The sequence below is a fragment of the Allobosea sp. P2_B12 genome (assembly GCF_056404835.1).
In genome coordinates this window covers 18,814-33,519 of the sequence record NZ_JBFUDG010000006.1, presented here as the reverse complement: position 1 = coordinate 33,519, position 14,706 = coordinate 18,814, and the positions used below count along the sequence as shown (strand labels likewise).

Annotated in this window: 15 protein-coding genes and 1 tRNA gene; 12 read left to right on the top strand and 4 right to left on the bottom strand. The window is 65.8% G+C overall.

Going from position 1 to position 14,706, the window contains the following annotated elements:
- Positions 1-107: 107 nt before the first annotated feature.
- From rpiA to AC1DYU_RS15625, 3 genes are all read right to left on the bottom strand, one after another.
- Positions 108-809, bottom strand: coding sequence for a ribose-5-phosphate isomerase RpiA (gene rpiA / locus AC1DYU_RS15635; RefSeq protein WP_476792440.1), 702 nt, complete (start codon positions 807-809; stop codon positions 108-110).
- Complete coding sequence (locus AC1DYU_RS15630; protein WP_476792439.1) at positions 806-2,257, bottom strand: NAD-dependent succinate-semialdehyde dehydrogenase; 1,452 nt, start codon at positions 2,255-2,257, stop codon at positions 806-808. The genes rpiA and AC1DYU_RS15630 overlap by 4 nt, the downstream gene beginning before the upstream one ends.
- A 141-nt stretch (positions 2,258-2,398) precedes the next feature.
- Positions 2,399-2,809, bottom strand: coding sequence for a hypothetical protein (locus AC1DYU_RS15625; RefSeq protein WP_476792694.1), 411 nt, complete (start codon positions 2,807-2,809; stop codon positions 2,399-2,401).
- Positions 2,810-2,905: 96 nt separating this feature from the next.
- On the opposite strand from AC1DYU_RS15625, the gene gph reads away from it, so the two are divergent.
- The 4 genes from gph (at position 2,906) to AC1DYU_RS15605 (ending at position 5,437) form a co-directional block, all read left to right on the top strand.
- Positions 2,906-3,634 (top strand): phosphoglycolate phosphatase, encoded by a 729-nt coding sequence (gene gph, locus AC1DYU_RS15620; RefSeq protein WP_476792438.1) that lies wholly within the window; start codon positions 2,906-2,908, stop codon positions 3,632-3,634.
- Between the two features lie 37 nt (positions 3,635-3,671).
- A tRNA-Val gene (locus AC1DYU_RS15615) sits at positions 3,672-3,746 on the top strand.
- A 243-nt stretch (positions 3,747-3,989) separates the two neighbouring features.
- Positions 3,990-5,138, top strand: coding sequence for an MlaD family protein (locus AC1DYU_RS15610; RefSeq protein ID WP_476792437.1), 1,149 nt, complete (start codon positions 3,990-3,992; stop codon positions 5,136-5,138).
- A 77-nt stretch (positions 5,139-5,215) separates the two neighbouring features.
- Positions 5,216-5,437, top strand: coding sequence for a hypothetical protein (locus tag AC1DYU_RS15605; RefSeq protein WP_476792436.1), 222 nt, complete (start codon positions 5,216-5,218; stop codon positions 5,435-5,437).
- A gap of 77 nt (positions 5,438-5,514) precedes the next feature.
- Here the strand turns inward: AC1DYU_RS15605 and AC1DYU_RS15600 are convergent, their stop codons facing one another.
- The gene (locus AC1DYU_RS15600; RefSeq protein WP_476792693.1) at positions 5,515-6,771 is read right to left on the bottom strand and encodes an MFS transporter; all 1,257 of its coding nucleotides are present in this window, start codon (positions 6,769-6,771) and stop codon (positions 5,515-5,517) included.
- A 300-nt stretch (positions 6,772-7,071) separates the two neighbouring features.
- Here AC1DYU_RS15600 and cyoA point away from each other — a divergent pair, with 300 nt between their 5' ends.
- The 8 genes from cyoA (at position 7,072) to AC1DYU_RS15560 (ending at position 14,669) form a co-directional block, all read left to right on the top strand.
- Positions 7,072-8,250, top strand: coding sequence for a ubiquinol oxidase subunit II (cyoA, locus tag AC1DYU_RS15595; protein WP_476792435.1), 1,179 nt, complete (start codon positions 7,072-7,074; stop codon positions 8,248-8,250).
- Positions 8,251-8,289: 39 nt separating this feature from the next.
- Positions 8,290-10,269, top strand: coding sequence for a cytochrome o ubiquinol oxidase subunit I (cyoB, locus tag AC1DYU_RS15590; protein WP_476792692.1), 1,980 nt, complete (start codon positions 8,290-8,292; stop codon positions 10,267-10,269).
- Positions 10,270-10,274: 5 nt separating this feature from the next.
- Positions 10,275-10,907 carry a cytochrome o ubiquinol oxidase subunit III gene (gene cyoC / locus AC1DYU_RS15585; protein ID WP_476792434.1) on the top strand — a complete coding sequence of 211 codons (633 nt, stop codon included), beginning with the start codon at positions 10,275-10,277 and terminating at the stop codon, positions 10,905-10,907.
- On the top strand, positions 10,904-11,290 hold the full coding sequence (cyoD, locus tag AC1DYU_RS15580) for a cytochrome o ubiquinol oxidase subunit IV (protein WP_476792433.1): 387 nt from the start codon (positions 10,904-10,906) through the stop codon (positions 11,288-11,290). The genes cyoC and cyoD overlap by 4 nt, the downstream gene beginning before the upstream one ends.
- Positions 11,287-12,045 (top strand): SURF1 family protein, encoded by a 759-nt coding sequence (locus AC1DYU_RS15575; protein ID WP_476792432.1) that lies wholly within the window; start codon positions 11,287-11,289, stop codon positions 12,043-12,045. Before cyoD ends, AC1DYU_RS15575 begins: the two co-directional genes overlap by 4 nt.
- 73 nt (positions 12,046-12,118) lie before the next feature.
- Entirely contained in the window at positions 12,119-13,339 is a 1,221-nt protein-coding gene (locus AC1DYU_RS15570; protein WP_476792431.1) for an ATP-binding protein, read from the top strand.
- Positions 13,329-13,862 (top strand): response regulator transcription factor, encoded by a 534-nt coding sequence (locus AC1DYU_RS15565; protein WP_476792430.1) that lies wholly within the window; start codon positions 13,329-13,331, stop codon positions 13,860-13,862. The genes AC1DYU_RS15570 and AC1DYU_RS15565 overlap by 11 nt, the downstream gene beginning before the upstream one ends.
- A gap of 144 nt (positions 13,863-14,006) precedes the next feature.
- Positions 14,007-14,669, top strand: a complete 663-nt coding sequence (locus AC1DYU_RS15560; RefSeq protein ID WP_476792429.1) for a DUF1684 domain-containing protein — start codon at positions 14,007-14,009, stop codon at positions 14,667-14,669.
- The last annotated feature ends 37 nt before the right edge of the window (positions 14,670-14,706 follow it).

Sequence of the window (14,706 nt, the reverse complement as noted above, 5' to 3'; positions counted from 1 at the left end):
CTCCATAGAGCATCAAACCGCAAAGTGGAAAGGTTTTAGGGCGGAGCGATGTCGCAGCGTGTGGGGTCGGATCGGTCCGCAAGAGCCAAATCCGGGCGAGAACTCTCTTATTCGAGCGTTCCCACAATGGTCAGACCAGTACCGCTTGCCAGGATCGCCGCCGTCGCCAGGCCCAGGAACAAGCCGTGCTCGACGACACCGGGAATCCGCGCGAGCGCCGCGGCCAACGCCTCCGGTTGCGCGATGGCGCCGAGATGGGCGTCGAAAATATAGTGGCCGCCATCGGTGTGGAGCACGCTGCCATCGGGCTTGCGGCGCAGGACGAGCTCGCCGGTGGCCCCCACGGAAGAGATCGCGGCGACGACGGCGCGACGGGTCACCTCCAGCCCGAACGGGACGACCTCGATCGGCAGCGGGAAGCGCCCGAGCTGCGTCACGAGCTTGCTGTCGTCGGCGATCACGATCATGCGCGCGGAGGCTGCCGCGACGATCTTCTCGCGCAGCAGCGCCGCCCCGCCACCCTTGATCAGGCGAAGCTCGCGATCGACCTCGTCGGCGCCGTCGATGGTGAGATCGAGTTCAGGCGTCTCGTCGAGGGTCGACATCGGGATGGCGAGCCCGCGGGCCTGTGCCTCCGTGACCTCCGAGGTCGCGACGCAGATGACGTCGAGACCGTCGGCCACGCGCTGCCCGAGCAGATCGACGAAATGCTTTGCCGTCGAGCCGGTGCCGAGGCCAAGCCGCATGCCGGGGCGGACGAGTTCGAGCGCCCGCGCCGCGGCGAGCTTCTTCAGATCGTCGGCTGTCACGCGCCAAGCCCGCCCATCAGCATGTATTTGATCTCGACGAACTCATCCATGCCGTGGAGCGAACCCTCGCGGCCCAAGCCCGATTCCTTGACGCCGCCGAAGGGCGCCACCTCGGTGCCGAGCATCGCCGAATTGATGCCGACCATGCCGTATTCGAGTTCCTCGGCGACGCGGAAGGCGCGGCCGAGATCCTTCGAGTAGAAATAAGCCGCGAGCCCGAAGGGCGTGTCGTTGGCCATGGCGACGACCTCGTCCTCGGTCTTGAAGCGGTAGACCGGCGCGACCGGACCGAAGGTCTCCTCGTTCGTCACCAGCATCCTGGTGGTCACGCCCGAGATCACGGTCGGCTCGTAAAAGGTGCGGCCGAGCGCATGGCGCTTGCCGCCGACCATCACCTTGGCGCCATTGGCGACCGCGTCGGCGACATGGCGCTCGACCTTTTCGACCGCCTTCTCGTTGATTAGCGGCCCCTGCACGACCCCGACCTCCGTGCCGTTGCCGACCTTCATCTTGGCGACCTCGCCGGCGAATTTCGCGACGAACTCGTCATGGATGCCGTCCTGCACGAAGAGGCGGTTGGTGCAGACGCAGGTCTGGCCCATGTTGCGGAACTTGGCCGCGATGGCGCCCTGGACGGCGGCATCGACATCGGCGTCGTCGAAGACGATGAAGGGGGCGTTGCCCCCGAGTTCGAGCCCAACCTTCTTCACGGTCGAGGCGGCCTGCTGCATCAGCAGCTTGCCGACCGGGGTCGAGCCGGTGAAGCCGATGAAGCGCACCGCCGGATGGCTGGTCATGACCTTGCCGATCGCGACAGCATCGCCGGTGACGATGTTCAGCACACCCTTCGGGAAGCCGGCGCGGATGGCGAGTTCGATCAGGGCAAGCGCCGTCAGCGGGGTGTCGGGCGCAGGCTTGACGACAAAGGTGCACCCGGCTGCCAGCCCCGGCGCGCATTTGCGCGTGATCATCGCAGCCGGGAAATTCCACGGCGTGATCGCGGCGCAGACGCCGACGGGCTGCTTCTGGATGATGATGCGCGAATTCGGAAAGGGTGAGGGAATCGTCTCGCCATAGATGCGCTTGGCTTCCTCGGCGTAGAACTCGACGAAGGAGGCGGCATAAGCGACTTCGCCGCGCGCCTCGGTGAGCGGCTTGCCCTGCTCGGCGGTCATGATCTGGGCGAGGCCCTCCTGGTTGGCCATGATCAGGTCGAACCATTTGCGCAGGATGACGGAACGCTCCTTGGCGGACTTCTTGGCCCAAGGCTTGAAGGCGCGCGAGGCGGCCTCGACAGCCGCTGTGGCCTCATCGGCGCCGAAGCGCGGCACCTTGGCCAACACCTCGCCGGTGGCGGGATTGTCGACCGCATCGACGCCCTCGCCGATCCAGGCGCCGTCGACATGGCACTGAGAACGAAGAAGGGACGGATCGTTGAGCTTGAGCATGGCGGGCCCCGGTAACGCGATAAGGATGAAGGCGTGCCTGCTCTAGCATGCCGGCGTCGCCACTGACGACCGGCCGGCGGCGCATAACAGCAATAGGTCCTGCGCTTTTGACCCGCCCCGGCGGCGGATTATTCCGGCGGGCTATTTTGCCTGGGTCGTGCACACCGTCTTGTCGTCGAAGACGTAGCAGATGCTCATCTCGCCGGTGCGGATATTGACCCGGAAGATGCCGCCCTCGCGCTCATGGCGGGAGGGCATCAGCGTGTAGTCGCTGGGCGCCTGCGGGCCGGCCCCCTCCCCCGGAGGGAAGCAGACGGTGACGCCAACGCCGCCCTCCTTGAGCTGGAATTGGCAAGCGGCGACCTCGCCCGTGGCCTTGTCGATGCGATAGACCCGGTTCAGGTCGGTCTGCGGCGCGGGCGCGAATTCGAAAGGCGCGGCCAGGGCAGCCCCACCCAGGGCCAGCCATCCGCCAGCAGCCAGGGCCAGCAATCGTCCAGGAGATGTCGACACCGCAATGGTCCTTTTCGCGAATCGGCGGAACGATAGCATCATTGCCGGAGCACAGGATGACGGCTTCACCGGGCTTGCCAAGCCGGGCGCCAGCGCCTTTAAGCACGCAGCCGCCGCGCCACGAAAGAGCCGCAGATGAGCCCGCCCCCCATCGTTGTCTTCGATCTCGACGGCACGCTCGCCGAGACGGCGCCCGACATCATGCGCACGCTGAACGTCATCCTGGAGCGCGAGGGCCTGCCGGCGCTGCCGCTGGAGCGCGCCCGCGAGCTGGTCGGAGCCGGCGCACGCGCCCTGATCGAGCGCGGCTTCCGCGTCTCGGGCAAGCCGCTCGACGAGGAGACGCTGGAGCGGCTGTTCGACGATTTCCTGCTGATCTATGCCGAGGATGTCGCCTCCCATAGCCATCTGTTCGACGGCGTTCTGGACGCGCTCGATGCGCTCGCGACCGAGGGCTATGCGCTCGCCGTCTGCACCAACAAGCCGATCCTGCACACAAGGCTGATCCTCGACCATTTCGGCATCTCGCAGCGCTTCGCGGCGGTGGCCGGGCGCGACAGCTTTCCCTTCCACAAGCCCGACCCTCGGCACCTGACCCTGACGATCGAGGCGGCCGGAGCCGATCCGGCGCGGGCCGTGATGATCGGCGATTCGCGCACCGACATCGCGACGGCGCGCGCCGCCGGCATCCCCACGATCTGCGTGCCCTTCGGCTATACCGACGTCGCCATCGAGACGTTGGAGCCGGACCTGATCATCCAGCATTTCGACGCCCTGCCCGAGGCCGTGCGCCAGATCCTGGGCGGCAAGATCGGCAGCGAGACCGCCAGCGAGATCGCGCGCAAGGTCGCGGCGCATTCTTGACGCCATGGCGCGCTGCGACTAGGAGAAGCGCCGGTGCGGGCGACTAGCTCAGCGGTAGAGCACTCCCTTCACACGGGAGTGGTCACAGGTTCGATCCCTGTGTCGCCCACCACCGCATCTCTTTCATGATGAAGCTGATTTTGCTGGTAGCGCCGAGCTTGCGGCCGCGGCCTATGGTCTTCCTGGCAACAACAGAACGCCATCGCGCCGGCCACTCCTGGCAGATGTCGTATCGAGAACACCGCAATTACTCCGCGTGCGCAATTCTTACCCTCACGGATCGGCGATGATCCGCGGCAGCGCTCTGTGATACCTATACCCGCGGCGGCGCGGCGCGCCGCCGGACAAGTGAGCCTTGGAGGCACTCCTGGCAATGGAATCGCGAGCGAGTCATGCGCTGGTCGGACTGTTCACGCTCGCAATTCTGGCTGCGCTCTTCGGCTTCGCTTACTGGTTCAGCAGCGGCGGCGGCGACAGAAAGGCGGATGTCCGACTCGTCTTCAACGACAAGGTGTCGGGCCTCGGGCGGGGCTCCAGCGTGCTTTTTAACGGCCTGCGCGTCGGCGAGGTGACGGAGATCAACCTGCAGCCTGATGATCCACGCCAGATCCATGCCGTGATGAGGGTCGACCGGACGACGCCGTTGCGCGTCGATACCCGCGCCCGCATCGAGGCGCAGGGCCTGGCGGGTGTCGTCGCCGTCCAGCTTCTCGGTGGTGACCCGGACTCTCCGGTCCTGACCGCGCTGCCGGGTCAATCGCTTCCAACCATCATCGCCGAACCCTCCGAAAGCATCCTAGAGACCGTGCGCACGGTCGCCAAACGCACCGACGAGGCGCTCGACGGCATCGAGGGCGCCATCAAGGCCAATGCCGGCGCAATCGGCGACACGATCAGGAAGGTGGAAACATTCTCGGCCGGGCTCAGCGACCGTTCAGGGGCTGTCGAACAGCTGATGCAGAGCATCGGTGCGGTCGCCGACTTCATCGCCCCCGTGACGGAGAAGCTGGGCGCGTTCAGTGAGCAGCTCACGCAGACCATCCGCTCGATCGATCAAAAGAACATCGTCTCGGTCATCGACGACGTCGAGCGGTTCACCGGGGTGCTCGGCGGTGGCGATGTCAGCAAAGCCGTGAAGGATGTCACCTCGAGCGCGGAAAAGCTCAACAGGGCGGCCGATCAGGTGGAAGGCGTGCTGATCGGTGCGCAAGCCTTCCTGAACAAGGCCGCCGGGCAGGACGGCCGCAGCGCCTTCGACGATGTCAGCGAGGTCGCGAAGTCGCTCCGCGTGCTGGCCGACACCCTCGACCGGCGCATGGCCGAGATTACCGCTGAGATCAGCCGCTTCACGAGCGTGGGGCTGCGTAGCATCGAAACCCTGACGACCACCGGCCGGCGCGCGCTCACGGGCGTGAGCCGCACCTTGCGCGATGTCGAACGGGACCCGCAGAGCTTGATCTTCGGCAGTAAACCGCAGCTGCCACCATACAGTGGATCGCGCTAAGTGCCGGGCGATGGCTGTCGGCATGGCTGGAGACGGACAGGCATGCTACCGCCGGTGGGCAGCGGAGCCGGACGTCCATGACTGAACTCAGAGCATTCCAGATCGAGGTAACGTCCCCATCCGACGGCTCTCATCGGATATTCCATGTTGCCGCCGAAACGGGCGAGGCGGCGATCGAGGCCTTGACCGGGCATCTTGGTCTTTTGCCGGAGCCAACCTTCAAGCTCCAGCGCCGGCTGAGCGATTCCGAGATCGATCTCTATCAGATCGGACCCGACACGATTTTCCAGTTTCTGTAGAGGCAGCGCCGCGAAGCTGCGCCTGCGCGCCGCGCGCGGGCTGATCGGCGTCACCGAGGCTCCTCCCGAGGGAGGCCTCAGCCGCGCAGCTCTTCCTCGACCTTGCGTATCTCCCATTGCCGGTTCAGCCGCAGCGCGAGCAGCGTGCAGACCGCGCCAGACAGCAGATAGGCGCCGGCCGAGATCAGGCCGAATTTTGACGACAGCACCAGCGCCGCCAGCGGCGCAAAGCCCGCGCCGAAGAGCCAGGCGAGATCGGAGGTTAGCGCCGAGCCGGTATAGCGATATGTCGGCGAAAAGGCCGAGGCGACCGAGCCCGAGGACTGCCCGAAGGACAGGCCGAGCAGGATGAAGCCGCCGATCATGAAGACCATCTCGCCGATGAAGCCGCCATCGAGGAGCTGCGGGGCGAAGCCGCTGAAGACGGCGATGGCGATGGCGCAGCCACCCAGCAGTGCGCGCCGGCCGATGCGGTCGGCGATCATGCCGGAGGCGACGATCGCGATCGCGCCGAAGACCGCGCCGACGACCTCGATGACGAGGAAGCGCGCCGGCCCTTCCTTCGTGAACAGATAGACCCAGGAGAGCGGAAACACCGTGACCATGTGGAACATGGCGAAGCTCGCCAGCGGCGCGAAGGCGCCGATCACGACATGCTGCCCCTCGGCACGCAACGTGTCGATGATCCTGGCTGGCTGCAGCTCGCGCGTCTCGAACAGCTTCTGGTAGTCCGGCGTCACCACCATGCGCAGCCGGGCAAACAGCGCCACGACGTTGATCGCGAAGGCGACGAAGAACGGGTAGCGCCAGCCCCAATCGAAGAAATCCTCGGCCGAGAGGTTTCCGACGAAGAAGGCGAAGAGCCCGCTGGCGACGATCAGGCCGAAGGGTGCGCCGAGCTGCGGGATCATCGCATACCAGCCGCGATGGCGCTGCGGCGCATTCATGGCGAGCAGCGAGGCCAGCCCGTCCCAGGTGCCGCCGAGCGCGATGCCCTGCCCGATGCGCGCCAGCGCCAGGAGCCAGATCGAGGCCGCGCCGATGCGCTCATAGCCCGGCAGGAAGCCGATCGAGCAGGTCGAGATGCCCAGCAGGAACAGCGCCAGCGTGAGCTTGGCGCTCTTGCCGGTGCGACGGTCGATCGCGGTGAAGATCGCGGTTCCGAAGGGCCGGGCGATGAAAGCGAGCGCAAAGATGGCGAAGGAGTAGAGCGTGCCGGTCAGCGGATCGGTGAAGGAGAAGACCAGCTTCGGGAAAACGATGACCGAGGCGATGGCGTAGACGAAGAAGTCGAAGAACTCCGAGGTGCGGCCGATGATGACGCCGATCGCCATCTCGCCGGGATTCACCGCGCCCTGGCTCTCGCTGAGATGGCTTGAATCGCGTTCCGCCGTCTTGGGCCTCTGCGATTTCGGCATCTGCGTCTCGGGCATCTGCGTCGTGGGCATGTGGGCCATTGAGCTGCACCCCTCGCGCGTGGTTTGTCAGGCAGGCGGCACCATAGCGTTTTGCCGCGAAGGCCCTGCTAGTGCATTATCGAACGGAAGGGCGGCATTGGGCAAATTGTCCAATGTCACCTTCGCTGCAGTGCAGCTAGCGGTCTTGCCTTCATTGCCTTGCGAAAGGTCGATGCTTTGAACCGTCTGCGACTCGCCGCCCTGATCCCGATGCTCGCCCTGCTGGGCGGCTGCAACCTCGTCGTGATGTCGCCGGCCGGCGACGTCGCGGCTCAGCAGCGCGACCTCGTCGTGATCTCGACCGTGCTGATGCTGATCATCATCGTGCCGGTGATGGCGCTGACCGTGTTCTTCGCCTGGCGCTACCGCGCCTCCAACAAGCAGGCGACCTACGAGCCGGACTGGGACCACTCGACCGGGCTCGAACTCATCATCTGGGCCGCGCCGCTGCTGATCATCATCTGCCTGGGCGCCCTGACCTGGATGGGCACGCATCTGCTCGACCCCTATCGCAAGCTCGACCGGATCGCGGCGGGCAAGCCGGTTCCGGCCGCGGCCAAGCCGCTCGAGGTCGAGGTCGTCGCGCTCGACTGGAAATGGCTGTTCATCTACCCGGAACAGGGCATCGCCACCGTCAACGAGCTGGCAGCGCCGGTCGACCGGCCGATCCATTTCCGCATCACCGCGTCCTCGGTGATGAACTCCTTCTACATCCCGGCGCTGGCCGGCCAGATCTATGCGATGCCGGCGATGCAGACGCGGCTGCATGCCGTGATCAACAAGGCGGGCCGCTATCAGGGCTTCTCGGCGAATTACAGCGGCGCCGGGTTCTCCGGCATGCGCTTCGGGTTCTTCGGTCTTTCCGACGGCGATTTCGAAGGTTGGGTCGCCAAGGCGAAGGAAGCCGGCGGCACGCTCGACCGCGCAGCCTATCTCGAACTCGAACGCCCGAGCGAGAATGTCCCGGTCAAGCGCTTCGCAGCGACCGAGCCGAAGCTGTTCGACGCGATCCGCAATCTTTGCGTCCAGCCCGGCAAGATGTGCATGAGCGAGATGATGGCGCTCGACGCCAAGGGCGGCCTCGGGCTGGCCGGCATTCACACCACGCTGCCGCTCGCCTACGACAAATACACCCGGCGCGGCGGCGAGGCCGCCTTCGGCGCGCAGCCGAGCTACATCGCCTCGATCTGCTCGATCGAGGAAGCCAGGGCGATGATGGCGCTGGTGCCGGCCGATACGACACCGCGCGACCTCTCGCCGATGCGCGGCCTCGGCCTGCCGCTTCCCGCCCTTACGCCGCGCCGGCCGCAGAGCTTCTCCGAGCTGCTGAGCCACGTCCGGCCGTCCAATTCCTGAAGCGAGTTTCCCGTGACCAACGCTTCCGTCCCCCATTCCATGCTCTTCGGCCGGCTGACGCTGGAATCGTTCCCGATTCACGAGCCGATCCTGATCGTGACCTTCGCCGCCGTCGCGCTCGGCGGCCTCGCCGTCGTCGGCGCCCTCACCTACTTCAGGCTGTGGGGCTATCTCTGGCGCGAGTGGTTCACCTCGGTCGACCACAAGAAGATCGGCATCATGTACATGGTGCTGGGCCTGATCATGCTGCTGCGCGGCTTTGCCGACGCGATCATGATGCGGATCCAGCAGGCGATGGCCTTCAACGGCTCCGAGGGCTACCTCACCGCCCATCACTACGACCAGATCTTCACGGCGCACGGCGTGATCATGATCTTCTTCGTCGCCATGCCGCTGGTGACGGGGCTGATGAACTATGTCGTGCCGCTGCAGATCGGCGCGCGCGACGTCTCCTTCCCCTTCCTCAACAATTTCTCGTTCTGGATGACGACGGCCGGCGCCGTTCTGGTGATGATGTCGCTGTTCATCGGCGAGTTCGCGCGCACCGGCTGGCTCGCCTATCCGCCGCTATCGGGCATCGCCTACAGCCCCGACCCGGGCGTCGATTACTATATCTGGGCGCTGCAGGTGGCGGGCGTCGGCACGACGTTGTCCGGCATCAATCTGGTCTGCACCATCATCAAGATGCGCTGCCCCGGCATGACGCTGATGAAGATGCCGGTCTTCACCTGGACCTCGCTGTGCACCAACATCCTGATCGTCGCGACCTTCCCGGTGCTGACGGCGGTGCTCGCGCTGCTGACGCTCGACCGCTATGTCGGGACCAACTTCTTCACGAACGACTTCGGCGGCAACCCGATGATGTACGTGAACCTGATCTGGATCTGGGGTCATCCGGAGGTCTACATCCTGATCCTGCCGGCCTTCGGCATCTTCTCGGAGGTGACCTCGACCTTCTCGGGCAAGCGGCTCTTCGGCTACACCTCGATGGTTTATGCCACGGTCGTCATCACGATCCTGTCCTACCTGGTCTGGCTGCACCACTTCTTCACGATGGGCTCGGGCGCGAGCGTGAACTCGTTCTTCGGGATCACGACGATGATCATCTCGATCCCGACGGGCGCGAAGATCTTCAACTGGCTGTTCACGATGTACCGCGGCCGCATCCGCTTCGAAGCGCCGATGATGTGGACCGTCGCCTTCATGCTGACCTTCGTCATCGGCGGCATGACCGGCGTGCTGCTCGCCGTGCCCCCGGCCGATTTCGTGCTGCACAACAGCCTGTTCCTGATCGCGCATTTCCACAACGTCATCATCGGCGGCGTGCTCTACGGGCTGTTCGCCGGGATGATCTACTGGTTCCCGAAGGCCTTCGGCTTCCGACTGCATCCGCTGCTCGGCAAGTTCTCGTTCTGGTTCTGGGTGGTCGGCTTCTGGTTCGCCTTCATGCCGCTCTACATCCTCGGCCTGATGGGCGTGACGCGGCGCATGCGCGTCTTCGACGATCCGTCCCTGCAGATCTGGTTCGTCATAGCGGGCCTGGGCGCCTTCCTGATCCTGCTCGGCATCGTCTGCTTCCTGCTGCAGATCGCCTACAGCATCTGGAAGCGCGACGAATTGCGCGACGTCACCGGCGATCCCTGGAATGGGCGCACGCTGGAATGGGCGACCTCCTCGCCGCCGCCGGACTACAATTTCGCCTTCACCCCGGTGGTGCATGACAACGACGCCTGGACCGACATGAAGAAGCGCGGCTATGTCCGCCCGCTCGACGGTTTCAAGCCGATCCATATGCCCAGGAACACCGCGACCGGCATCGTGCTGGCCGGCCTCTCGATGGCGATGGGCTTCGCCTTGATCTGGCACATCTGGTGGCTGGCGGCGGTCTCCTTCGCGGCGGTCCTCGTCACCGCGATCACCCATACCTTCAACTACCACCGCGACTTCCATATCCCGGCCGAGGAGGTCGTCCGCGCCGAGGACGAACGCACCCGCCTGCTCGCCGGATCGAGGGCCTGACGACCATGGCGAGTTCGTTTCCTGCCACCGAGAACGGCGAGGCGCCCGTCTTCTATCTGAGGGACGAGCATCCGCATCCGGAAGGCCACAGCACGCCGCTGGGCTTCTGGATCTATCTGATGAGCGATTGCCTCATCTTCGCGATCCTGTTTGCCATCTATGGCGTCGTCGGCGGGAACTATGCCGCCGGCCCCGGCCCGAAGGACCTGTTCGACCTGCCGCTCGTCGCGCTCAACACCGCGATGCTGCTGTTCTCCTCGATCACCTATGGCTTCGCGATGCTGACGATGGCGCGCGGCCGGGTCGCGGCGACGCAAGGCTGGCTCGCGGTCACGGCGCTGTTCGGGCTCGCCTTCCTCAGCATCGAACTCTACGAGTTCCGCCACCTGATCCATGAAGGCGCGACGCCCCAGCGCAGCGCCTTCCTCTCGGCCTTCTTCACGCTGGTCGGGACACATGGGCTGCACGTCACCTTCGGTACGATCTGGCTGTTCACGCTGATGGCGCAGGTGGCGAAACACGGGCTGATCGAGGCCAATCGCCGCCGACTGATGTGCCTTTCGATGTTCTGGCACTTCCTCGACGTCATCTGGATCGGCGTCTTCACCTTCGTCTATCTGATGGGGATGCTGCGATGAGCTCGGAGACCAACGCCCAGCATCAGCCCGGCCATGACGACCATGCCGGCGACGAGCATGCCCATGGCTCCTTTGGCGGCTACATGATCGGATTCGGGCTCTCCGTGGTCCTGACCGCAATCCCCTTCTGGCTGGTGATGTCGGGCGCGCTTGGCAGCAACCAGTTGACGGCCTTTGCGATCATGGCCTTCGCGGTCGTCCAGATCGTCGTTCACATGGTCTTCTTCCTGCACATGAACGGGAAATCCGAAGGCGGCTGGACGCTGCTGGCGCTGGTCTTCACCCTGATCATCGTGGTGATCGTGCTCGCCGGCTCGCTGTGGGTCATGTACCACCTCAACACCAACATGATGCCGCCCCACGACATGCGGCAGGTGCCGTGAACGAGCCTGCCGCGGCGCGTGCGCCGCGGCCTCTCTGGGTTCTGTCGATTGCCGGCATGGTCGCGCTGGCCTGCATCGCGGGGCTGACCAGCCTCGGCATCTGGCAGGTGCAGCGCCTCGGCTGGAAACGCGCGCTGATCGAGCGGGTTGAAACCCGTACGCGGGCAGACCCCGTCCCTGCCCCCGGCCGGGCGAATTGGGCGAATGTCGTCCGAGATGAGTATAGTCGCGTCAGGCTCACCGGCAGCTTCCTGCATGATCGTGAGACGCTCGTTCAGGCCGTAACCGAACGCGGCAGCGGCTTCTGGGTGATGACGCCGCTGGCAACCGATGCCGGCTTCACCGTCCTGGTCAATCGCGGCTTCGTGCCGCCGGAGCGGCGCGATCCCGGGAGCCGGGCTGAGGCGCTGCCGGCCGGCGCGGTTTCGGTCACCGGCCTGCTGCGCCTGAGCGAACCGGGCGGCGGCTTCCTGCGCGACAACGCCCCGGCCGCGGGCCGCTGGTATTCGCGCGATGTCGCGGCCATCGCGCAAGCGCGCGGACTGGAGCGGGCCGCGCCCTATTTCGTCGATGCCGACGCCACGCCCAACCCCGGCGGTTTTCCGGTCGGCGGGCTGACGGTGCTGCGCTTCCCGAATAACCACCTCGTCTATGCGCTGACATGGTTTGCGCTGGCGCTGATGCTCGCAGGCGCCATGATCTTCGTGTTACGCCGCGAATACAGGCTGCGGCACGGCATGGAGCACGAGCATTAGCGTCCACGACACCACGAACCGGCAGAACCTGCTGCTGCTGGTCCAGCTCCGCTGGCTCGCTGTCGGCGGACAGGTGCTGACCATCCTGCTGGTGCAGTGGGGGCTCGGCATTGCCCTGCCGCTCACCGAGATGGCGATGGTGATCGCGCTCCTGGTGCTGCTGAACCTTGCAAGCCTGCTGCGCCATCATCGCCGGGGGGCGGAGGTCAGCAATGCCGAACTGTTCATCGCGCTGCTCTTCGATGTCGGGGCGCTGACCACGCAGCTTTATCTCAGCGGCGGCGCGACGAACCCGTTCATCTCGCTTTATCTGCTGCAGATCGGGCTGGCGGCCGTGCTGCTCGAACGCTGGTCGACCTGGGTTCTGGTCGCGCTCGCCAGCCTGTGTTTCGTCGGGCTGATCGGCGTCCACCGCCCGCTCGCCTTGCCCGTCCAGCTCGATGACGGCGTGCCGAGGCTTTATATCCAGGGCGTTTTCATCTGCTTCCTGATCGCGGCCGGGTTGCTTGTGCTGTTCATCCAGCGGATCAGCCGCAATCTGAGGGTCCGCGACGAGCATCTTGCCGATCTGCGTCAGCGGGCGGTCGAGGAGGACCATATCGTGCGGATGGGGCTGCTCGCCTCGGGCGCAGCCCATGAGCTGGGCACGCCGCTCTCGACGCTTTCCGTCATCCTCAACGACTGGCGGCGGATGCCGGTGTTCAAGGCGCAGCCCGACCTGATCCAGGAGATCGGCGAGATGCAGGGCCAGCTCGATCGCTGCAAGACGATCGTCTCGGGCATCCTGATGTCGTCGGGCGAGACGCGCGGGGAAAACCCAAGGCGGACGACCGTGCGCCGCTTCGTCGATGAACTCGTCGCGCAATGGCAGTCGCATCAGGCGCCGACGCGGCTCGACTACGTCAACGACTTCGCTCCCGATGCCGTCATCGTCTCCGATCCAGCGCTGAAGCAGGTGATCTGCAACATCTTCGACAATGCGCTCGAGGCCTCGCCGGCTAGCGTCGGCGTGCGGATCGAGCGGCGCGACGACGCGCTGGCGATCATGGTCGAGGATGAGGGACCGGGCTTCTCGCCGGAGATTCTCGCCACGCTCGGCAAGCCCTACCGCTCGACCAAGGGGCGGCCCGGCGGCGGGCTCGGGCTCTTCCTCGTCAGCAATGTCGTGCGCAAGCTCGGCGGCACGCTTTCGGCCCGCAATCGCGAGGGCCGCGGCGCCCGCGTGACCGTGACCCTGCCGCTGGCCGCGCTCACGCCGGATGGCGTAGCGATGGAGCACAGCCATGCCCGATGACCGGACGCTGCTGATCGTCGAGGACGATCCCGCCTTCGCGCCGGTGCTGCGCCGCTCCTTCGAACGGCGCGGCTACACTGTGCAGTCCTGCGACGGGATCGACGGCCTGCGGACCCTGCTCGACACTGCCAGGCCGCGCTATGCCGTGGTCGATCTCAAGGTCGTCGGCGGCTCCGGCCTCGAATGCGTCAGGCTGCTGCATGCCCATGATCCGCAGATGAAGATCGTGGTGCTGACCGGTTTCGCCAGCATCGCGACGGCGGTGGAGGCAATCAAGCTCGGCGCCTGCCACTACCTCGCCAAGCCCTCCAACACGGACGATATCGAGGCCGCCTTCGGCAAGATCGAGGGCGACGCCGAGGTGCCGCTGACGCAGCGCCAGACCTCGCTGAAGAACCTCGAATGGGAGCGCATCCACGAAACGCTCGTCGAGAGCGATTTCAACATCTCCGAAACCGCCCGCCGGCTCGGCATGCACCGGCGGACGCTGGCGCGGAAGCTGGAGAAGCGGCGGCTGACGTAGACCCGCACGGGCGCCGACCCCTGACAGAAGCTGACGATGCGCCGGCACAGTCTGGGCGCCATGAAACCCGATCGGCTCCCGTGCGTTTGATGCGCGGCTGCCGTGTCGGGGGCGTGTGTGACAGTGGTCTGCGAGGCGAGCATCATGGCTGGGATCATCGACGTTGCCGAGCCCATCGCGGCCGCCGGCAGGCTGGAACGCTTTTCGACGCTGCATGACTGGCGCCGGCAGGTTGCCGATCTCTACGCCGCCGTGCGGGCGATGCCCGAGCGCGAGGGCTGGGCGCATTGGCGCAGCGTCCGCGACCGGCTGTTCCGCCAGCATCCGCAATCGCCGCTGGCAGCGTCACGCCGGGCGCAGTTTCGCGGCATCGACTGCTTTGCCTATGATCCGGCGCTACGCTTCACGGTCGGGCTGGGCTCGGCCATCGACCGCGAGACGATCGCACTCGAAGCCGGCAAGGACGGCACGGTGACGCTCATCCCCTTCGCCATGACGATCGGGCTTGAGCCCGCGCTCGGCAAGGAGCTGACCCTGTACTGGATCGAGGGCTATGGCGGCGGCGTGTTCCTGCCCTTCGGCGATGCCACCAATGGCCGCGAGAGCTTCGCCGGCGGGCGCTATCTGCTCGACACGGTCAAGAGCGCCGATCTCGGCAACAGTGCGGACGGCCAGATGATCCTCGATTTCAACTTCGCCTATTATCCGTCCTGCGCCTATTCGGAAGCCTGGGTCTGCCCGCTTTCGCCGATCGAGAACCGCCTGCCGGTGGCGATCCGGGGCGGCGAACGCAACGCCCTGCCCTGAGCCTCGCCAAGCGTACGTTCTTCCGGCGAGCGGGGCG